The sequence below is a fragment of the Arthrobacter sp. 10N44_2 genome (assembly GCF_056394385.1).
This window is the reverse complement of sequence record NZ_JBFTHT010000002.1, coordinates 267,063-287,693: the sequence shown is the minus strand read 5'-3', so window position 1 is coordinate 287,693 and position 20,631 is coordinate 267,063. Positions and strand designations below refer to the sequence as shown.

16 protein-coding genes and 2 tRNA genes are annotated in these 20,631 nt (G+C 66.5%); 11 read left to right on the top strand and 7 right to left on the bottom strand.

Features of this window, described 5'->3' with window-relative positions; translation table 11 throughout:
- From AC1DBX_RS04320 to AC1DBX_RS04300, 5 genes are all read left to right on the top strand, one after another.
- Complete coding sequence (locus tag AC1DBX_RS04320; protein ID WP_476859371.1) at window positions 1–1,221, top strand: cystathionine gamma-synthase; 1,221 nt, start codon at window positions 1–3, stop codon at window positions 1,219–1,221.
- A 95-nt stretch (window positions 1,222–1,316) separates the two neighbouring features.
- Window positions 1,317–1,838, top strand: a complete 522-nt coding sequence (locus tag AC1DBX_RS04315; protein WP_223913761.1) for a winged helix-turn-helix transcriptional regulator — start codon at window positions 1,317–1,319, stop codon at window positions 1,836–1,838.
- Window positions 1,835–3,196 (top strand): MFS transporter, encoded by a 1,362-nt coding sequence (locus AC1DBX_RS04310; protein WP_476931141.1) that lies wholly within the window; start codon window positions 1,835–1,837, stop codon window positions 3,194–3,196. The genes AC1DBX_RS04315 and AC1DBX_RS04310 overlap by 4 nt, the downstream gene beginning before the upstream one ends.
- A 108-nt stretch (window positions 3,197–3,304) precedes the next feature.
- The gene (locus AC1DBX_RS04305; protein ID WP_476931140.1) at window positions 3,305–4,663 is read left to right on the top strand and encodes a glycosyltransferase 87 family protein; all 1,359 of its coding nucleotides are present in this window, start codon (window positions 3,305–3,307) and stop codon (window positions 4,661–4,663) included.
- A gap of 83 nt (window positions 4,664–4,746) precedes the next feature.
- Window positions 4,747–5,508, top strand: a complete 762-nt coding sequence (locus tag AC1DBX_RS04300) for an SDR family oxidoreductase (RefSeq protein WP_476870438.1) — start codon at window positions 4,747–4,749, stop codon at window positions 5,506–5,508.
- Between the two features lie 81 nt (window positions 5,509–5,589).
- Here the strand turns inward: AC1DBX_RS04300 and AC1DBX_RS04295 are convergent, their stop codons facing one another.
- The 5 genes from AC1DBX_RS04295 to AC1DBX_RS04275 form a co-directional block, all read right to left on the bottom strand.
- Window positions 5,590–6,072, bottom strand: coding sequence for a hypothetical protein (locus AC1DBX_RS04295; protein WP_476872971.1), 483 nt, complete (start codon window positions 6,070–6,072; stop codon window positions 5,590–5,592).
- A gap of 290 nt (window positions 6,073–6,362) precedes the next feature.
- Window positions 6,363–7,571 (bottom strand): acyl-CoA dehydrogenase family protein, encoded by a 1,209-nt coding sequence (locus AC1DBX_RS04290; RefSeq protein ID WP_476931139.1) that lies wholly within the window; start codon window positions 7,569–7,571, stop codon window positions 6,363–6,365.
- Between the two features lie 9 nt (window positions 7,572–7,580).
- Window positions 7,581–9,125 (bottom strand): APC family permease, encoded by a 1,545-nt coding sequence (locus AC1DBX_RS04285; RefSeq protein ID WP_476931138.1) that lies wholly within the window; start codon window positions 9,123–9,125, stop codon window positions 7,581–7,583.
- Entirely contained in the window at window positions 9,122–10,333 is a 1,212-nt protein-coding gene (locus AC1DBX_RS04280; protein WP_476872974.1) for a glutathionylspermidine synthase family protein, read from the bottom strand. Before AC1DBX_RS04280 ends, AC1DBX_RS04285 begins: the two co-directional genes overlap by 4 nt.
- A 2-nt stretch (window positions 10,334–10,335) precedes the next feature.
- Window positions 10,336–10,932 (bottom strand): Tat pathway signal protein, encoded by a 597-nt coding sequence (locus AC1DBX_RS04275; protein ID WP_476855657.1) that lies wholly within the window; start codon window positions 10,930–10,932, stop codon window positions 10,336–10,338.
- A gap of 187 nt (window positions 10,933–11,119) precedes the next feature.
- Here AC1DBX_RS04275 and AC1DBX_RS04270 point away from each other — a divergent pair, with 187 nt between their 5' ends.
- From AC1DBX_RS04270 to AC1DBX_RS04250, 5 genes are all read left to right on the top strand, one after another.
- Complete coding sequence (locus AC1DBX_RS04270) at window positions 11,120–11,773, top strand: MOSC domain-containing protein (RefSeq protein WP_459385436.1); 654 nt, start codon at window positions 11,120–11,122, stop codon at window positions 11,771–11,773.
- A gap of 390 nt (window positions 11,774–12,163) precedes the next feature.
- Complete coding sequence (locus AC1DBX_RS04265; RefSeq protein WP_476859379.1) at window positions 12,164–14,281, top strand: DEAD/DEAH box helicase; 2,118 nt, start codon at window positions 12,164–12,166, stop codon at window positions 14,279–14,281.
- A gap of 233 nt (window positions 14,282–14,514) precedes the next feature.
- A tRNA-Thr gene (locus AC1DBX_RS04260) sits at window positions 14,515–14,586 on the top strand.
- 62 nt (window positions 14,587–14,648) lie between these two features.
- A tRNA-Met gene (locus tag AC1DBX_RS04255) sits at window positions 14,649–14,722 on the top strand.
- Window positions 14,723–14,930: 208 nt separating this feature from the next.
- On the top strand, window positions 14,931–15,572 hold the full coding sequence (locus AC1DBX_RS04250) for a hypothetical protein (protein ID WP_476931137.1): 642 nt from the start codon (window positions 14,931–14,933) through the stop codon (window positions 15,570–15,572).
- A gap of 191 nt (window positions 15,573–15,763) precedes the next feature.
- On the opposite strand, the gene AC1DBX_RS04245 is transcribed toward AC1DBX_RS04250, so the two are convergent.
- Window positions 15,764–16,339 (bottom strand): recombinase family protein, encoded by a 576-nt coding sequence (locus tag AC1DBX_RS04245; protein ID WP_476931136.1) that lies wholly within the window; start codon window positions 16,337–16,339, stop codon window positions 15,764–15,766.
- A gap of 2,240 nt (window positions 16,340–18,579) precedes the next feature.
- A complete protein-coding gene (locus AC1DBX_RS04240; RefSeq protein WP_476931135.1) occupies window positions 18,580–18,801 on the bottom strand; it encodes a hypothetical protein in 222 nt (73 codons plus the stop codon).
- A gap of 526 nt (window positions 18,802–19,327) precedes the next feature.
- Here AC1DBX_RS04240 and AC1DBX_RS04235 point away from each other — a divergent pair.
- Complete coding sequence (locus AC1DBX_RS04235) at window positions 19,328–20,470, top strand: tyrosine-type recombinase/integrase (protein ID WP_476931134.1); 1,143 nt, start codon at window positions 19,328–19,330, stop codon at window positions 20,468–20,470.
- The last annotated feature ends 161 nt before the right edge of the window (window positions 20,471–20,631 follow it).

Below are 20,631 nucleotides of genomic sequence, written 5' to 3'. Positions count from 1 at the left end.
ATGTCTGTGCCCGAAAGCCCGTCCTCGAAAAACCAGGGTTTCAACACCCGCGCCATCCACGCCGGCCAGGCGTTTGAGCCCCGCACCGGGGCGGTGGTGCCCCCCGTGCACTTCTCCTCGACCTATGCCCAGGACGGCATCGGCGGGCTGCGGGCCGGTTATGAATACGGCCGGGGCACCAACCCCACCCGTGACTCGCTGCAGGAGCAGCTGGCGGCCCTGGAAGGCGGGAGCGCCGCGTTCTCCTTTGGCTCCGGCCTGGCCGCCGAGGACTCGATGATCCGCGCCCTCACCCGCCCCGGCGACCACATTGTGCTCGGCAACGACGCCTACGGCGGCACGTACCGGCTCATCAGCCGGGTCCTGGGGGAGTGGGGCATCGGCAACACCCCGGTGGACATGTCCGACCTCGACGCCGTCGCGGCCGCCGTCGCAGCGGGCGGCACCGCCGACAGTACGGCCGACGGTGGCGGCAAGACCCGCCTGGTGTGGGTCGAGACGCCGTCGAACCCGATGATGAAGATCACCGACATCGAGGCGCTCGCGAAGGTGGCGCACGACGCCGGCGCGCTCCTCGTGGTAGACAACACCTTCGCCTCCCCGTACCTGCAGACCCCGCTGGCCCTCGGCGCCGATGTGGTGGTGCATTCCACCACCAAGTACATCGGCGGGCACTCCGACGTCGTCGGCGGCGCGATCGTGGTCAACGACCCCGACCTCGCCGAGAAGATCGGCTTTGTGCAGTTCGCCGTCGGCGCCGTGTCCGGGCCGATGGACGCCTTCCTCACCACCCGCGGGCTGAAAACCCTCGGGGTGCGCATGGACCGGCACAGCGACAACGCCCAGGCCGTGGCCGAATGGCTGCTGGGGCGCCCCGAAGTGGAGGCCGTGCTCTACCCGGGCCTGCCCACCCACCCCGGCCACGAGCTGGCCAAAAAGCAGATGAAGAAGTTCGGCGGCATGATCTCCGTGCAGTTCAAGGGCGGCGAGGCCGCGGCCCGCAAGGTGGCCGAATCGACCTCCGTGTTCACCCTGGCGGAGTCCCTGGGCGGGATCGAATCGCTCATGAACTACCCGTCCGAAATGACGCACGCCTCGGTCAAGGGCACGGAACTGGCGGTCCCGGTCAACCTGATCCGGCTCTCGTGCGGCATCGAGGACGTGGAGGACCTGATCGCCGACCTCGACGCCGCGATTTCCTCCCTGGCCGCCGGCAGCTAACTGCACCGTAGCTGCACCGGCAACCGACCCCGGCGCCCGGATCATTCCGCCGGGCCACCCTAGCTTTCTCTAAGAGAGTCAGCTAGGGTGGCCGCATGGCACTTCGATCCGACTGGTCCCAACGGACCTGCAGCATGGCCCGCGGCCTCGACATCCTGGGCGATCCCTGGAGCGTGCTCGTCCTGCGCGAGGTGTTCTTCGGCAACGGCCGCTTCGAAGCCATGAAGGCCCGGCTGGGGGCGGCCGATTCTGTGCTCACCAAGCGGCTCGCCGGGCTCGTCGCCGCCGGGCTCCTGGCCCGGAGGCCCTACGACGACGGCGGCCGCACCCGCCAGGAGTACGTCCTCACCGCCATGGGCGAAGACGCCCTCCCGGTGCTCAACGCCGTCGTGATCTGGGCCGAAAAGCATCTCCCGGCGCCGTCCGGGCAGGCACACATGTTCGTCATCCACAGCGGCTGCGGGGAGCGGACCTCCTCGGCTGACACGTGCACGGCCTGCGGGGAACCGCTGACGGCCGCCAACACGAGCTGGCACAGCCTCTCCCGCACCGCGGACCCCGTGCCGCTGGCCTCGGCCGGCACCGGGACCCCTGTCCAGAACGGAACCGCCGCATGAATGCCCCTGAAACCACCGTGACCCCGGCGCCGGTCCGCCGCCGCATCCACCCGGCGTGGACCGTCGCCGCCGTGGCTTTCCTCGCGCTGGTCGGCGCGGCAGGGTTCCGGGCGGCCCCGGGTGTGCTGATGGTGCCGCTGCAGAACGAGTTCGGCTGGTCCACCACCGTGCTCTCCGCCGCGGTCAGCATCAACCTCGTGCTTTTCGGGCTCACGGCACCGTTCGCGGCAGCGCTCATGGAACGCTTCGGCATCCGCGCAGTCACGGCCGTGGCCCTGGTGCTGATCGGCGCCGGCAGCGCGCTGACGGTCCTCGTGACCCAGTCCTGGCAGATCCTGCTGACGTGGGGGCTGCTGATCGGGCTCGGCACCGGGTCCATGGCGCTGGTCTTCGCCGCGACCATCGCCAACACCTGGTTCGCCAAGAGCCGCGGCCTGGTCATCGGCATCCTCACTGCCGGCAGCGCCGCCGGGCAGCTCGTGTTCCTGCCCTTCATCGCGGCCCTTGCCCAGGACCCGGGCTGGCGGCAGGCCTCGCTCCTCATCGGTGCCGGCGCGCTGGCCGTGGTGCCGCTCGTGCTGATGTTCCTGAAGAACTCACCGGCCGACGTCGGCGTGCTGCCCTACGGGGCGACGCCGCCGGCCCCCGGCCCGAACGCGGGCACGGAAGCCAGCGGGCCCGAACCGACAGGACCGGCCGCTGGGCAGGAAGTGCAGGAGCCCCGCCGGAACGCCGCGGTCCGTGCCCTGCAGGTCCTCAAACGGGCCAGCAAAGTGCGTACCTTCTGGGCTCTGGTGGCTGGCTTCGCGATCTGCGGCGCGACCACCAACGGGCTGATCGGCACCCACTTCATCCCCTCCGCCCACGACCACGGCATGCCCGAAACCACCGCGGCGGGCCTGCTCGCCGTCGTCGGCCTCTTCGACATCATCGGCACCATCGCCTCCGGGTGGCTCACGGACCGCTTCAACCCCCGGATCCTGCTCGCCGTGTACTACCAGTTCCGCGGGATCGGGCTGCTGGTCCTGCCGCTGCTGCTCAGCGCTACCGTCCAGCCCAGCATGATCGTGTTCGTGGTCATCTACGGCCTGGACTGGGTCGCCACGGTGCCGCCGACCGCCGCGATCTGCCGCCAGGTGTTCGGTGCCGACGGGAGCGTCGTGTTTGGCTGGGTGTTCGCGGCCCACCAGCTCGGTGCGGCCGCCGCTGCCCTGGCGGCCGGGGCGGTCCGGGACGCGACCGGCCAGTACACCTACGCCTGGTTTGCCGCCGCTGCCATGTGCACCATCGCCGCCGTCATCAGCGCCACCATCCGCAAGGACGCCCGGAAGCCGGAGTCCGTCCCGGTCCCGGCGTAGCTGTTCTGTAGACTGACCCGACAGCGAGGGCGCGTTTGCGCCGCCCTGGACGGAACCGACCAAACGGCCAGCGTCTACATCAGCAGCCCGATGGGGGAGTACATGTCAGTGCCCGTTTCAGACCGCAGCCCGGCGCGGTATTCACCCGTCCCGCACCTGTTCCGGCTCTCCGTCATCCCGGCCATCGCCGCGGTGGGCTACTTCATCTGGATCTCGCTCGGAGTCTGGGGCAAGCACGGCCTGGACTTCAGCGTCTACTGGTACGGCGGCAGAATCCTCAACGACGCCGGCGCGGCGCCCTCAGCCCTGTATGCGGGCAACGTGGACTGGGCCGGCGGACCGGCGCTGATGTTTACCTACCCGCCGTTCGCCGCCATCGTCTTCGGCCTCTTGGCCCGGCTGCCCCTGGCGGCGGCGCTGACCCTGTTCAACGCCGCCGGCGCCGGGGTGGCGATCCTGGCCGCGGTCCGAACGGTCCGGTACTGGAACGCGAAAGCCTCCTGGCGCGACACCTTCCGGGCACCGGGCAACGGCTGGGCCGCCGCCGTCCTGGTCCTGGCGGTGCTGAACCTGGGTCCCTGGCGCGAGACCCTGGTGTTCGGCCAAATCAACGCCCTGCTGATGGGCCTGATCGCCGTGGACCTGTTGGCCCGCAACCGGCGCTGGGCCCGCGGTTTCCCCGGCAGCGGCTTCCTGGTGGGCGTCGCCGCCGGCATCAAGCTGACGCCCCTGGTGTTCGGGCTCTACTTTCTGGTCCGCAGGGACTGGCGCGGGCTGGGCAACATGGCCGCCGGCTTCACCGCCACCGTGGCGGCCGGCTGGCTGCTCCGGCCCGCCGAATCCCTGCAGTTCTGGCTCCAGATGCTGCCCGACACCTCCCGGATGGGGGGAGCGGGCTACGTGGACAACCTGTCCATTAAGGGCGCCCTGCTGCACTTCGGGGTCCCGGAAGCGCACGTCACCGTGCCGTGGCTGCTGCTGAGCCTGGCGGTTGTGGCCGTGGGCGCCGCAGTGATCAAGGCCGCCAGCGATCAGGGTGCCCGCGTCGTGGCCGTATCGGCGACCGCGCTCACCATGCTGCTGATCAGCCCGGTCTCGTGGTCCCACCACTGGGTGTGGGTCGCGGCGGTCTTTCCGGCTTTTGCCTGGACCCTGCGGGAAGCTCCGCGCCGGTACGTCGGGATGCGCTGGACCATGGGCGGCGTGCTGGGCCTGTCGATCCTCGTATTCCTGTTCTCGCCCAAGACCATCGGTACGGCCCTCGGCGCCGAAAACCTCGACATCCAGACGCCCGGGGTGTGGATCATGGCCTCCAGCGCCGGCGTCTTCTGCGCCCTGGCCGTGCTGGTCTGCTGGCTCGTGGCCCTGCGGCGGGATCCGCTGGGGCCGGAGCCGGACCTTGCACGCGGGCCGGCTGCCGAACGGGACGTCCGGGCCGCCGACTCCACTTCCTCAGCCTCCTTGTAGGCACCGCTCGTAGCAGGCCGCGCACTTAGCAGGCCGCGCACCTGGTAGGCGCCGCGCCGGCCGCCACCGCTAGGCTGGTCGGCATGAGCTCCCCCGACGGACGTAAGACGGCCCTTGTCACCGGTGTCGGCCGGCTCGCCGGAATCGGCGCAGGCATCGCACGCCGCCTCGCCGCGGACGGCTGGGACCTCGTGCTGACGTACTGGCAGGACTACGACGCGCGGATGCCGTGGGGAGTCCAGCCGGACGACGTCGAACGCCTCACCGCCGAGCTCGAGGCGATCGGCGCCGCCGTCGTGGCGCTGCCGGCGGATTTCCAGGACCCGCACGCCGTGGACCGGCTGATGTCCGCCGCCGCGGCGGAGGCCGGAACCCTGCAGGGTCTGGTGCTCAGCCACGCCGAATCCGTGGACTCCTCCATCCTGGACACGTCGCTGGAGAGCTTCGAGAGGCACTTTGCGGTCAACACCCGGGCCAGCTGGCAGTTGATTGCCGCTTTCGCCCGGCAGGCCGGTCCCGAGGGCGGCGCCATCGTGGCCCTGACCAGCGACCACACCGCTTTCAACCTGCCCTACGGGGCATCAAAGGGCGCCCTGGACCGGATCGTGATCGCCGCCGCCCGCGAACTCGGCCCGCTCGGGATCAGCGCCAACGTCCTGAACCCGGGACCGGTGGATACCGGCTGGATGGATGAGCCGCTCCGTGACGAACTGGCCCGCCGGCAACCCGGCGGCCGGCTGGGCACACCGGCGGACGTGGCCGGCACCGTCGCGTTCCTGCTCTCGCCCGAGGGCCGCTGGATGTCCGGGCAGCTGGTCAAGGCCGACGGCGGATTCTCCGCCTGAACCGCGGGAACGCTCTGATTCATGGAGCGTGTGTGGTGTTGGGGCGGCGTCCGGTGGTGGCCGGACCCGGTCAGCCGGCGCTCAGCCGGCGGTCAGCAGGGCGAGGGCGGTTGCCAGTTCGGTGGCGGCGCCTTGGAGGAGGCAGGCCGTCTCCCGTGCCCGGGTCTTGCGTCCGGACTGGAGGTCGGCATCGATGAGGTCGGCGATGAGTTCGAGCCGGCACGCACCGGCCTTGGATGCGGACCAGGACAGGCTTTGGGCGGCCAGGCGCGCGCCCTCCCAGTCCCCGCCGGCCAGGGCCTGGTGAATCTTTTCGACCCGGTGGGGAAGCATGAGCTGGAATGTGCTGACGAAGTCGTGGAACTTCCACGACTGGACCGTCCCCGTGCTCTCCTGAAGCCGGTCGCGGTCCAGGACGAGTGCCGCGCTGATGCGGGCCCGGTGCCGGTGGGGTCCCTGGCCGGAAGCGGACCTGTCCTGGCCGTCCCCGCCCGCGCCGGCAGTGGCGTGACGTGCCGGAAAGAAACGAAGTGTCCACGCGGCTGGCTTTGCGTTGAGACTCATGATGTCCCCCTTTACTTGGCAGCCTGTTCCACCCGTCGGGCAGGAAGAGTGCTCAGCTCCTGTCTGGGACGGGCGGGACTACGTCGGTTCGACCGGCCAGAGAAGAAGTGCCGGGGGCTATTTGGCTGCCTCTGCTCCGGTGGCGATGGCACCACTGTACGAATGCGCCCCCGGGAGGACACGAGTGTTGGCTACCCGTAAACCCGGCAGTCACCACTTGTATCACTGGCCTCATCCGTAGCGCGTGACGAGCGGACACGGAAACACTGCCGCGAAATACCCCGCGGCTCTCAGCGGAAGGCGGGGAGACCCGTGATGTGCTGGCCCAGGATCAGGGTGTGGACCTCGTCGGTGCCCTCGTAGGTCCGGACGGATTCCAGGTTGGCGGCGTGCCGCAGCGGGGAATAGTCCAGCGTGATGCCGTTGCCGCCCAGAATCGTGCGCGCCTCCCGGGCAATGCTGAGCGCCTCCCGCACGTTGTTCAGCTTGCCGAGTGAGATCTGCTCCGGGCTCAGCCTGCCGGCGTCCTTGAGCCGGCCCAGGTGCAGGGCCAGGAGTGTGCCCTTCTGGATCTCCAGGACCATGTTCACCAGCTTCTCCTGCGTCAGCTGGTACCCGGCCAGCGGCTTGCCGAACTGCAGCCGCTCCTGGGAGTAGGCCAGCGCGGCCTCATAGGAATCCCGCGCGGCGCCCATAGCTCCCCATGCGATCCCGTACCTGGCCTCGTTGAGGCAGGAGAAGGGACCCCTCAGCCCGCGCGCCGCGGGCAGCAGCGCCTCCGGGCCCAGCCGGACGGCGTCGAACGTGATGTCGCACTGGATGGAGGCGCGCATCGAGAGCTTCTGCCCGATCGGCGTCGCGGTGACGCCCGCGGTGCCGGCAGGGACGAGGAAGCCGCGCACGCCGTCGTCGGTCATGGCCCACACCACCAGCACGCCCGCCACGGAGGCGAGCCCGATCCAGCGTTTCGCGCCGTCCAGGATCCAGCCCGCGTCATCGCCGGAGCCGTCGCGGCGGGCGAAGGTCTTCATCGAGGCAGGGTCCGAGCCGGCCGTGGGCTCGGTCAGGGCAAACGCGCCGATCAGTTCGCCGGCGGCCATCCGGGGGAGCCACTCCTGCTTTTGGTCCTCGGAGCCCCACTTGTGGATGGCCGTCATGGCGAGGGAGCCCTGCACGGAGACGAACGTGCGGACGCCCGAATCGCCGGCCTCGAGTTCCATCGCCGCGAGGCCATATTCGACGGCGGAACGGCCCGGGCAGCCGTAGCCCTCCAGGTGCATGCCGAGCACGCCGAGCTCGCCAAGTTCCGGGGCGAGCTCGAGGGGGAACACGGCGTCCTCGTACCAGCCGGGGATGCCCGGCCGGACCCGCTGGTTCGTGAAATCGCGGACGCGCTCGCGCACGCTGCGCTCCTCCGCGCTCAGCAGGGAATCGATGGCCAGGACATCGGAGACGTCGGAAAGGTTGGCCTCATTGTTCATGCCAGCTTCGTTGCTCATGCCAGCATCCTACGGCCGCACCTGCAGGGGCGCGCCGGCGGCGGGCTGGTGCTGCAGGAAGTAGCCCCGCGTGGACGGCGCGAAACGGCAGACGGCGGCCAGCACCACGCCCAGCCCCAGGAGCAGCACGCCGCTGATGAAGGCCCCGCCGACGCCGAAGATCTGCGTATCACCGTAGTCCGGATCCCACATCTGCACCGCCGAGACGAAGAATGCCGCAGTCAGCATAAGGGCGCCGAGCAGGGGCATGACGCCGCGGAACCAGAAGTTCCGGGCCGAGCCGCGCAGGGTCGAGCGGAAGTACCAGACGCACGCGAAGCCGGTCAGGGCGTAGTAGAACGCGATGAACAAGCTGATCGAAGTGATGGAGTCGGCGAGCAGGTTCTCGCTCAGGAGACTCATCAGGACGTAATAGGCGACGGCCGCGGCACCCATGACCTGGGTGGAATACCCCGGCGTCTGGTTGCGCGGGTGGACCTCGCCGAACCTGCGCGGCACGGCTCCGTGCACGCCCATGGACAAGGTGCCGCGGGCCGTGGGAAGGATGGTGGTCTGGGTCGAGGACAGCACCGAGGCCAGGACGGCGACGACGATCAGCCAGCCCCAGGGGCCCAGCACCACGTCCTTCATGGCCAGGAAGACATCGTTCTGGTTGGCCTCGTTGCCCAGCCCAATCCCATCCGTGCCCACCGTGGCATACATCATCACCAGCAGGGCCACAGAGACGTAGATCGCCACGAGGACAAGCGCGGAAATGACGGCGCCTCGGCCGGGCGTGGTGGCAGGGTTTTCGGTCTCCTCGTTCACCGCGAGGCAGGTATCCCAGCCCCAGTAGATGAACAGGGCCAGCAGGGCTCCGTGCACCACCGCGCCCGGATCGGCGAACGCACCGGCGGGGTTGAACCACTCAAGGTCGAAGGCTTGGCCAGTGGCCGCGCCGGGCACCCCGCCCGCGATCCGGAAGATGATGGCCATCGCGAAGATGCCCAGTGAGAGGTACTGCACGTAGGTCAGGACCCGCTGGACATGTTCCCCGAGGCGGATGCCGCGGTAGTTCACGAGGGTCATGAACACGATGAACAGCACGCCGGTGGCGGTGACCACGAGGCTGTTCCCGGCCAGCGAACCGTCGCCGATCAGCAGCCACAGGTACTGCCCGGCGACCTGGGCGAGGTTGGCCAGGACCACGACGCCGGCCAGGGCCACGCCCCATCCGCCCAGCCAGCCGGCCCAGGGACCGAACGCCCGGCGGGCCCAGATGAAGGTGGTCCCGCAGTCCGGCATGGCGCTGTTGAGCTCACGGAAGGCGAAGGCGATGAAGAGCACGGGCACGAAGCCCAGCAGCAGGATCAACGGGGTGTAGTTGCCGTTCACCGCCACGATCAGTCCCAGGGTCGCCGCGAGCGAATAGACCGGCGCGGTGGAGGCCAGCCCCAACATGACGGAGTCTCCGAGATCCAGGATCCCGGCGCGCAGTCCCTTGGCCGGAACTGCCGCGGGACCCCCGGGGCCGCCGGCCGTCGTCGTCGTCGTCGTCGTGGTTCCGGTGCTCATAGGGCAATACCTGCCTTGCTGGAGTGGGCCTGGTTCGAGGCCGGGGCGGGCGCGTCAATCGTGTTGGGCACGAAGCGGCAGAAGTAGTCGGTGATGGGCCCGTCCGACTCGCGGATGCCGCAGCCGACCGATTCGCCGTCGACCACCCAGAGGCCGAGCACAGGGCGGTTGCCGTCGAAATCGGGGAGGGCATGGAACTGCTGGTAACACCAGCCTTCCCGGCCGTAGTCGCCGGGCTGTTCGAGGTCGATGCCGGCGGCGTGGATCCTGATGTTGTCCCCTTCCCGGCCGTGCAGCGGCTTGGCCACCCACTCCGTGAGCGGCCCGGGACCGTCAAGATAGGCCGGAAGCAGGTTGGGGTGGTCCGGGTAGAGGTGCCAGAGCGCCGCGAGCAGGGCCTTGTTGGACAGGAGCATCTTCCAGGCCGGCTCCACCCAGCGCGGATTGTGGGCGCGCTGCAGCAGCCGCTGCCCGAACGGCTCCTTCATCATCAGTTCCCAGGGGTAGAGCTTGAACATGGTGCTGATCATGAAGTTGTCCAGGTCCACGAAGCGGTTGAGGTTCGGATCCCAGCCGATGTCGGACATGTTGATGCCGATGGTGGTCCAGCCGGCCTGGCTCGCGACGTCCCGCATGTAGGCTGCCGTCATCCAGTCCTCTCCGGATTCTTCCGCCTCGGAGTGGGCGACATGGAGCGTGCTCATGCCGGTGCGGTACTGCAGCCTCTTCCACTGCCGGATGAGGGCTTCATGGATGCCGTTCCACTGGTCCTTTTCGGGATGGACGTCCTGCAGCCAGAACCACTGGGCGACGGCGGCCTCAATGAGTCCGGTAGGGGTGTCCGCGTTGTACTCCAGCATCTTGGCCGGGCCGCCCCGGCCGTCGTAGACGAAGTCGAAGCGGCCGTAGACGTCCACATCGCCGGCCTGCAGCGATGCAGCCGCCAGTTCCAGGGCCTGCGGCCCGATCCCGATGTTGCCCATGGCGCCGGTGGCGAGGAACTTCGCGGCCTCGAGGCACATGCGGTGCATGTCCTCGGCGGCCTGTTCGAGGGTCTCCACTTCGTCCATGGTGAATTCGTAGTAGGCGCCTTCGTGCCAGTACTCGACGTTCGTGCCGTCGGGCAGGGCCGTGGTGGAGAAGACGAGGCCTTGTGCTTCAATCCGCTCTTTCCAGTCCGGCCGCGGCGCGGATCCCAGTCGTTTCATCCCTAGCCTCCCGTGCTTCCGCCCTTGGCGCTGCCGCCGAAGCCGCCCCTGCTGACCGTGCCGCCCTTGGCGCTGTACCCCGTGGACGCCTTGGCCCCGGTGGGAACTGTCCTGCTGTAGCTGGGGTAGCCCGACCGGTTCTGGCCCAACCCGGGCACGCTGGCGCCGCGGGAGTAGAAGTACCAGGCGTAGATGCCGGAGCTGCGGCCGTCCGTGCTGCTGTTGTTGCACTGCGCATCGTCGACCCGCTCGCCGGTGTCGTCGTTGAAGCACACCTGGGCGTAGTCGGCCTCGTCCTCGTTGCTGGCCACCATGGCGGTGATCGTGCCGGCCAGGAGCGCCGTGACGCCCAGCCCGACGACGGCGGTACGGCGCTGCGAACGCTTCTTCCGCGCCGCCGCGGCCGCCAGGCCGCGCTCGCGTTCCAGGGCGAAGGGGTCAACCACGGCGGGGGCAGTGGGGTCAGCCGGAAGTCCCGGCGGCGCGGGCTGGCCGGGCTGGTTCTGCAGCTCGGGCCGGAGCTCCGGCTGGGGAATCTGCCACGGAGGCTGCTTCCGGTCCTGCCGTGGACTGTCCGGGTGCTCGTCGTTTCGGCCCAAATGTGTCCCCTCACGTCTGGCCGCAGGGTATCCCGCGGAAGGCTTGCGTGCTTTTCCCGACGCCAGCCTAACCGGCCTCCGGATCCCGGGCGATGGAAAGGGCGTGCCGTGTCTGCGGCGGGCGCGTGGGAAGCGTGCCGGCGCTGAGTCCGGGGCCGCGGGCACGCCGCAGGCCTACACTGGTGCCATGGAAACCGCATCCGTGCTTGCTGTCTGCAGGGTTCACCAGCTGCTCGATGATCCCGGCAGCGTCGGGGTCACCGCGATCGACAAGCGCCCCGTGGACGGACCGGTGAAAGTCCACAAACTTGGCCTGCGCGGTGATATCCAGGCGAGCAGGATCCACCACGGCGGCGAGGACCAGGCACTCTACGCGTACTCGCAGGACGACGCCGACTACTGGGCCGGCGAACTCGGCCGGGACATGCCAGCGGGCATCTTCGGCGAAAACCTGCGGATCACGGGCCTCAACGCCTCCAACGCCGTGATCGGCGAACGGTGGAAGGTCGGACTGGACGTCGAGGTGGAAGTCACCTCCCCGCGCATCCCCTGCGCCACCTTCCAGCGGCGGATGGGCGAGCCGCACTGGGTCCAGCGGTTCACCGAGGCCGGCAGGGTGGGCACCTACCTCCGCGTGGTCCGGACCGGCAGCATCGAGGCCGGAGACCACATCCACCGGCTCTTTGTCCCTGCCCACGGCGTGACAATCGCCAAGTGGTTCACCGATCCCACCCTGGAGGACATGGAGGCCCTGCGCGACGCCGACGCCGACGGCCAGATCCGCCTGCAGCCCGAGTACCACCAGAGGTTCGAACAGCTGCAGCGCCGTCTCGGGGTCTAGGCGTGGGGAGCCGGTGTGCGCAAGCTCACCAGCCCCCGTCGGCCCCTCAATTACCACTGTTCCGCTCCATGCCCTACACTTGAAATATCCCCCACTCCGGAAATCCCTTATTCCTGCCCAATTCTTGAGGCAGGACTGGCAAGTGTTGGGGCCCGCAAATGTGATGCGGGCATTTTCATAGGGAGAGCCGGCAAAAGAAAACGCTGTACAGACTGCTGGGATAGCAGCCAAGAGATGCAGCGGGAAGTCCTGCCACGGGATTGCGAAAGCGCCGGACTTCTATGTGACCCGCCGGTCAACCGTACGCCCGGCAATTCGTGTCACGCGTACTGCGGCTCCGCTCACCTCGGGTTGTGCCGCTTGGCCCCTATGGATGAGGAAATTTCACCTATGCCCGAAAATCAGAACAACTCCGTCGACACCGAACTCGCCACCGAGAACACCCAGGCCGACGTCGAGACTTCTGAAACGGCTGCCCCCGCAGCCGGCTCCGCCCCGGAATTCACCGAGGCTCCTGCGAACGTTGTAGCACCGGCCGCCGAAGCTGCCCCGCAGGCTGACACCAAGACCGAGGCCACCTCCGCCCCGGCCAAGGACGAGGACGCCGAGGAAGAAGGCGTCAAGTTCGTAGACCTCGGCATCGATGGCCGTGTCCTGGCCGCCCTGCAGGACGTCGGCTACGAGAAGCCGTCCCCGATCCAGGCAGCAACCATCCCGCTGCTGCTCGAAGGCCGCGACGTCGTGGGCCTGGCCCAGACGGGTACCGGTAAGACTGCAGCATTCGCAGTACCGGCACTGTCCCGCCTGGCCGAGCTCCACGACCTCAACGGCCCGTCCCGCAAGACCCAGGCCCTGGTGCTGGCCCCCACCCGTGAGCTCGCGCTCCAGGTTGCCGAGGCCTTCACCTCCTACGCCAAGCACATCGACGACTTCACCGTCCTGCCGGTGTACGGCGGCTCCGCCTACGGCCCCCAGCTCGCCGGCCTGCGCCGCGGCGCGCAGGTTGTTGTCGGTACCCCCGGCCGCGTCATCGACCACATCGCCAAGGGTTCCCTGGACCTGTCCGAACTCCAGTACCTCGTGCTGGATGAGGCCGACGAGATGCTCCGCATGGGCTTCGCCGAAGACGTGGAGCAGATCTTCCAGCAGACCCCCGCGGGCCGCCAGGTTGCGCTGTTCTCCGCCACGATGCCGAGCCAGATCCGCCGGCTCTCCAAGCAGTACCTGAACAACCCGGCCGAGGTGCAGGTCAAGTCCAAGACCACCACGGGCGCCAACACCCGCCAGCGCTACCTGCAGGTCATGGGCCCGCACAAGCTCGATGCGCTGACCCGCATCCTCGAGGTCGAGGAGTTCGAGGGCGTCATCGCCTTCGTCCGCACCAAGATGGCCACCGAGGACCTCGCCGACAAGCTGCGCTCGCGCGGCTTCCAGGCTGCCGCCATCAACGGCGACATCCCGCAGCAGCAGCGTGAGCGCACGGTCGAGGCCCTGCGCGACGGCAAGATCGACATCCTGGTCGCCACCGACGTCGCCGCCCGCGGCCTGGACGTCGAGCGTGTCAGCCACGTGGTCAACTACGACATCCCGCACGACACCGAGTCCTACGTCCACCGCATCGGCCGCACCGGCCGCGCAGGCCGTTCCGGCGACGCGATCCTGTTCATGACCCCGCGCGAGAAGTACCTGCTGCGTTCCATCGAGAAGGCAACCCGCCAGCCGGTGGAGCAGATGCACCTGCCCACGGCCGAGACCGTCAACACGCTGCGCCTGGGCAAGTTCGCCGAGCGCATCACGGAGACCCTCGCGTCCGAGGACGTTGCAGCGTTCCGCGACCTGATCTCCTCCTACGAGGAAGAGCACAACGTGCCGGCCTCGGAAATCGCCGCCGCACTGGCCGTCATGGCCCAGGGCGGACAGCCGCTGCTGGTCAAGGAACTGCCGGCAGCGCCCGAGTTCCAGAAGCGCGAGCGCTCCAAGGACGGCTTCGGCTCACGCGGCCCGACCCGCACCCTGACCGAGGGCAACGCCACCTACCGGATCGCCGTCGGACGCCGCCAGCGCGTTATGCCGGGTTCCATCGTTGGCGCCATCGCCAACGAAGGCGGTATCTCCTCGGCCCAGATCGGCGGCATCGACATCCGCTCGGACCACTCCCTCGTGGAGCTCCCGGCGGACCTGAGCGCCGATCAGCTCAAGGCACTGTCCCGCACCCGGATCGGCGGCGAGCTGATCCACCTGGAGCTCGACAACGGCCGTAAGCCGGCCGGCGACCGCGGCTCCTACCAGGGCAACCGTGGCGGAGACCGTGGCGGCTACTCCGGCGGCAGCGGCAACTTCAAGGGCAACGGCGGCTTCAAGCGCGAATTCCGCAAGGGCGACGGCGAGCGGTCCTCCGCTGACCGTGGCGGCCGCTCCTTCAGCGAGCGTTCCGAGCAGCGCACCTTCGGCGCGGACACCCGCAAGCCCCGCACCGAAGGCGGCTTCAAGCCCCGCAACAAGTGGTAACCACTAGCACCATCTGAGAACGGGCCGGCTCCCTGAGCCGGTCCGTTCTTGTTTAAGCATTCCGGCCCCGTGTTCGCTTCGTCACAGCCGCGGCCGCCGATTGGTCCCGGGAGCCGATCCGGGCCCCCAAAACCGCGCCGGGAGCCCGGATTTCCGCTGTTTCCGGCCGGTCCGGCGTCGTACGGCCGCCGATTTGTTGGTGGGCGAATCTTCCGGTAGAGTATTTACTCGTTGCCCCCCTAGCTCAGTGGTAGAGCGCGTTCTTGGTAAGAACGAGGTCACCGGATCGATTCCGGTGGGGGGCTCTGAATGAGGGCCTGTGTCAAGGCGGTTTTTGACCGGCTTAGCGCAGGTTTTCCTCATTTACGGCGGTGTAGCTCAGTTGGTTAGAGCGCACGACTCATAATCGTGAGGTCGGGAGATCGAGCCTCCCCACCGCTACAGGCAAGACCCCCGGAATCCATTGAGATTCCGGGGGTTTTTCTGTCTCTCGGCATGGAGAAGGGTCAGGCACCGATCCTTCCCTTTCCCCGAAAGTCCATCCTTTTCTCCGGCTGGTGGATACAAAATGGATACGTGCCTGCGGGGAGGGCTAGGCCGGCCGTCAATCAGGCCGACCGTGTTGGTCGTGGCTTGTACTCTTGCCCTCATGACAGGCAAACAACCCCCGCATCCGAGGCACCTTTACTTTGAACACAAGGGACCGCCGAGCGAGCTGGTGCGGATCGAGATGTTTCTCCAGGCGTTTGAGGATTATGCAAGCCTCCAGGCGACCTTCCCGCTTCCGGATCTGCCGACAGGGTACAGGGAGCCAATCAGCGACGAGCTGTACTGGGTTGTGACCATGCACGCCGCCATCCTGCGCAAGTTCTTCTCGTCCTCAGATCAAACTGAGGTGCACAAGGTTGTCGAAGCCGCGCGGAGCAGGATGACGCAACCAGACGCTAGGGTCACCCACTACTTAAATGAAGTCGTTGAGTTCGCCCAAGCGACAAGTACCCCGAGCCGGATGGTTGAGAGACATGATGGAAACGAGACCGGGATGTGGGAGCGCGTACTTATCGAGCTCTACGGGCGGCACCTTCACAATGACTTTGGAAAGTGGCACGCATCGAAACGCTTCCTCAATAGAGACAACACGGTGCCTGTCTATGAGTGGTGCAGAGGAGCGGCCATCGTGCTCGACGCGCTGACGTCGGCGATTCGATACGGAGAGCAGGTTGGCGTGATCGACATAGCGGACGACTATGAACCGTGGTTTACACAGGACGGCCAGCTGAACAGAAGGTGAGCGATGGGCCTTGTGGATGCCCGGGGCTTCAGGCACCCCCAGGAGCGCCCCAAGGCGTTCTGGCGGGTCAATGTCCGACTGACTAGCTATATGCCCTGTGTGCGCCGGCCGGCGGGCGGTTAGAGCGCCCGCCACCGGAGGATAGGCACGGCAAAAGCCCCCGGCGTAAACCGAGGGCTCTTGCTATGGCTTCACTTGGCGAGGTAGCGGTACAGCGTGGCAACCGAGACGCCCACAGCGTCCGCGATTTCCTGGGGGCTCATGACTCCAGCGGCGTGCAGTTGCTTCGCCCTGTTGACCTTCGCGCTGTCCAGCAGTTTGGGACGGCCCCCGTTGCGGCCGCGTGCACGTGCCGCCGCGAGTCCGATGTGAGTACGTTCCCGCAGCAGGTCACGTTCGTACTCAGCGAACGCCCCGTAGATACCCAACATGAGCTTCGCTTGGGCGCTGTTGCCGTCCGTGCTGAGCATGGGGTTATCCAGCACACGGACTCCCACACCCTGCTCCGCCAACTCCTGGAACAACTGGACAAGATTCCCGAGGGACCGCCCCAAGCGGTCCAGCTTGGCGACTACCAGCGTGTCGCCTTCCCGCAGGGAGTCCAAGCATTTGGTGAGGCCGGGGCGCTCCGCCTTCGCGCCGCTGACGCCGTGATCCTGGAACAGGTGGCGGGGGTCTGCTTTGACCCCCGCTGCTACCAGCGCGTCCAGCTGGCCGTCCGTGTTCTGATCTGCCGTGCTGACTCGCATGTATCCAACCAGTGCCATTCCCATTCCCCATTCATTCTCAGTTACTCAACTATCTAATGTGTTCTGAGAATTACTTTATGCGAAGGGTTATGAGAATACAACTCCCTTTAATTTCCGGGGGTCAGCCGCCCCCGGCTGGCCGTCATCCTGGCACTCATCAAACGATCGTTTTTAAGAATCGGAGCCGATAGGGTGAGCCATGCCTGCTTCCAGAGAAAAGCCAGTTTCATACCCGGCCCTAACCGCCCTAGCGGTGGCTGTCGTTGTCGTCCTGATACCCGCGTGGATACCGGCACTGCACACGGAACCATGGGAGTGGATCGTCGTAGCCGCTCAGGCCATCGTCGTGGTGGCTCTGGGCGTGTATCTCGTACGGTTCGTGGGGAAGCAGCGAGACGACTACTGGCGCGAGCGAGGCAAAGACCCCAAGCATCCGGAGGCCTGAAGGGCTCCCCTCACATTCCCATCGTATTTGAGAAAGGGTTTATGAGAATTGGGGAGCACCCAAGTTAGCTCCGGGTGACGCCGCACCCGAGGCCAGAAACTACCCAGCCGCCAGGAATGGTCCGGCTTACACCGGCAATCCAGTCACCATTGCGCGCCGTCTGTTCATCGACCGCTTTCCATCCCTCGGTTGGAGCGCCGGAAGGCGCGTTTACCGACTTAGCCCACGCCACTGCGGCTGCTTCAGGGGTTGGCTCTCCGGGAACACTCGTGTCAACGTCAGCAACATAGGCGCCGTGACAAGGCGCGGCACTACCGCTTGGCACGGTTCCGGTGGATGCCGGTTGCACCGCACACGACGACAAAGTGAACAGGATGAGGGCCACTACTCCAACCATCCCCACGTTCCCCACGTTCTTCTTCCTCATGGCCGCATCATACGGCTGGAGGCCGGGCAGGACCATGGACGGACGGACCCAATACCCCAGATGGCGGGCGGGTGCACGTGTAGCTACCCCTGGGGGACCCCCCTTGAAGGGTCGGCGCCGTCCCCCGGTGGTCATAGCGCCTCCGGTCGTGAACGGGTTAGACAGCTTTTCCGGAATTTAAGGTGGGTTACGGCCTATCCGGCAGGGCGGGAGGGGGAGGCCTGAACCTCCCACCTCAATGCCCTTAGGAGACCCCAGCCAGAGCCAATGCGGGGGAGAGCTGGCGTCCATGCCGGCGGCTATAACTTCGCCATTCACCGGGCTCGTTGGTAGGGAAGCCCATGATGATTGGGAGGCACTTCGAGCAGGGAGGCCGGACGTTAGTGAAGCCGTCTTGGTGTCCGTATGCCGCCTGGGGTGCGCACTGTGTGCAAAGCCCAAGGTTGCGATAGCGGTTGTTGCAGACGTCAAACTCTTTGGCGTGTGCGATTTCGGCGGGTGTTGGTCGGGGCATTTCGAGTCTTTCGGGTGGTGGGTGAGGGCGTGGCCGGGCGGCGACGCTTGACGATGTGTGCGCTTGTGGTCGGGAGTGGTACCAGTAGGCCGTGCTCCCTGGCGAATTGGGAGACGCGGGGATTGCTCACCGCGTCGGGGTTGGTCCAGTCCCATTCGGGACTATTCCGCTTGCGCTTCTGATTGACGCTCTTTGTGACTGGCTCCAGGTGGAAGGGGTTCACGCAGTTGGGCCGCTTGCACGTCCGGTGGTCAAGTTCTAGGCCGGGCTCATGCCCGCCCATCAGGAGACCCCACGCCACCCGGTGCGCGTACCACTTGGCTGTGTTCGCGCCCTCGGGGACAAATAGGCCATAACCGCCGTCATTAGTTGGCCCGCTCCATAGCCAGCAGCCATTGGCATCTGGTGTGATCAGGCAGCCTAGACGCTCGCCGTTTAGAACTTGCGCTTGTGGGGTGATCCTCAGGTGTTCGTGTTCATGGCGGCGGCAGTAAAAGACGCCGTTCATCCGTCGGCCGCCGTCGTCCTGGTGCACCCGGCAACCGGGCCAATGGCACCGAAGGTGCCCGTACTTGCGTTCCCACTGTCTGTAGTGGGTCCAACACCTGTTCCTGCTGGCGGCATCCTTGTCGCATCCCTTGACTTTGCACTTGCTCTGAGTCTTCGGCCTGCCCGGTCTGGCATTCGAATTCCGTTCAACAAATGTGTTCAAGAAACTACGGCCCCCTGGGACTGGCAATGTAGCCGGTTTCCCCGTGTTGGCGGGGGGATGGCACCTAGCGCCAGCAGCTCTGGGGGCGGCTGCATAATTAGGACAACCGGCGGGGGGAGTTCCTCCTGTGGGACTCGTAGCCCTAGCGGAGAGGCCCCGCTCATCGGCGCACTTCCTGCTGGCGCATCCAGTCCTCAATGTCGGACACGCGGTAAACGATCTTGGACCCAAGGCGTAAGCGCAATGGGCCGTCGTTTAGGTGGGTCGCTAGGAACTTTTCACTGACGCACATGTACAGCGCCGCGTCGCGGCGGCTCAGGTAGACGGACGACGTGATCTCTCGGGCCTGTTCGGGGGAGATGGCGGTGGTAATCGGGGACAACAAAAACTCCGGATGAGAAGGGACCGATGCCATTTAGGCATGCGGCAGCACTGGAAGGCGACCGGGACGGGCGCGCGGGGGTGACTGACGGGAGCTTCGATGCCTGCGAGGATCGCGCCGAATCATGGGGGCTGCGAGTCAAACTTGCGAGGGTGAAGCCGTAGTCGGTGGTGGCTGACAGGGTAGGGGCGCTGGGTCAATTTCCCAAGCGCTCTCGCTGGCTCCGTGTCAAGCTCTACGATGCTACATGTAGTACAAGAGCCCGATGTGGGGCGCAAGATGTTGTGTTACAAGTATGTCATTTAACCCCCCGTTAATCCACAGAGTTCCGGGCGCTGATGAGGTGGTTTTCCCCCGTTTGTAGGGACAAAATCCACAGGTCCACCGACGGTTGCTCACAACAAACCGTGGGTGCGGTGGGAGTTTAGGGCGTCAGGTTTGGGCGTGTAATGCGTGTGCGCGGAGCGCCCCAGAAGTAGGTGTCCATAGTTTCGCGAACTTACGATTATGTGGATAGTCTTGGCCGATGGCGATCAAGAAACTCCCCAATGGGAAATGGCGGCACGACTACCGTGTGGATGGGAAGAGGCTCTACCCGACGTTCCGGACGAAGGCCGAAGCGCAGGCCCATGAGCTGAAGATCAACGCCGCTAGGGCCGGAGGCACGCTGGTAGACACGCGCACCGGCGGCAAGATGAGGTTTCATGACCTCTACCTCGAATGGATCGACCGCATTGAGCGGGTGGGAGCCAAGGGCGCCCGCCCGACGTCGCCCGTCACCGTGGCCGGGTACCGGCGGATATATGAGAAACATCTGAGGCCGCACTTGGAACATCGGACTCTGGCGACGGTCACGCTTACCGTCATCAAGGAATGGCTGACGACCTTTGACAGCGACGATGCGCGCCAGCGTGCATACCGTCAGCTTGGCCGGATGCTTCAGTACGCGGTGGACTCGGGGTTTCTGTCAGCCAATCCCGCCCGCAACGCTACGATCAACCACGTCCCGAAGCCTGACCCGGTGAGGGAGCATGTGGCCCTCACCGCCCCGCAGCTTCAGGCGCTTGCGGAGCAGGCGGCTGTGGGCGGGCGGTACGAAGACGCCTCCCATGGCCTCTATGAGGCTCTGATCATGTTCGCGGGCACCACCGGCCTCCGGTGGTCTGAGATTGCAGGCCTTCGAGCCGGTGCCCTGACCCTTGGCGAGCGGCCGCAGGTTGTCGTCCGGACCACCCTGGTGCCTGTCGATGGCCGCTTGCAGTTCCGTGAAACCACAAAGGGCCGAAGGCCGCGTACTGTTCCGATCCCGCCGTTTGTGGCGACGCTTCTGGAACAGCATGTAGGCAATCTGGAGCCGGGTGCGTTGGTCTTCACGTCGCCGTCAGGTGCTGAGCTGCGGAGCTCGAACTTTGCTCGCCGCGTTTTCCATCCTGCCGTGGAGCGTTGTCAGGCGGTGGCCCCGGACTTCCCGGACGTCGTGTTTCATGACCTGCGGCGGACTGCCGTCACGTTGGCTGTGAGCGCCGGTGCAAACGTGAAACTGGTTCAGCAGATCGCGGGCCATAGCTCCGCCGTGACTACCTTGGACGTGTACGCCCAGCTCTTCGCCGAGGACGCGCATTCATCCGCTCAGGCGGTGGATGCGCTCTTCAGTCGCGTCCTGGCGTAACGCGAACGATCTACCATCCAAGCGGCATGGATACAGAATAAATATGAAATGCTGGAAAATCTGCACAATCTAAGGGCGGTACTTTACGACTCATAATCGTGAGGTCGGGAGATCGAGCCTCCCCACCGCTACAGACAAAACCCCCGGAATCATTGAGATTC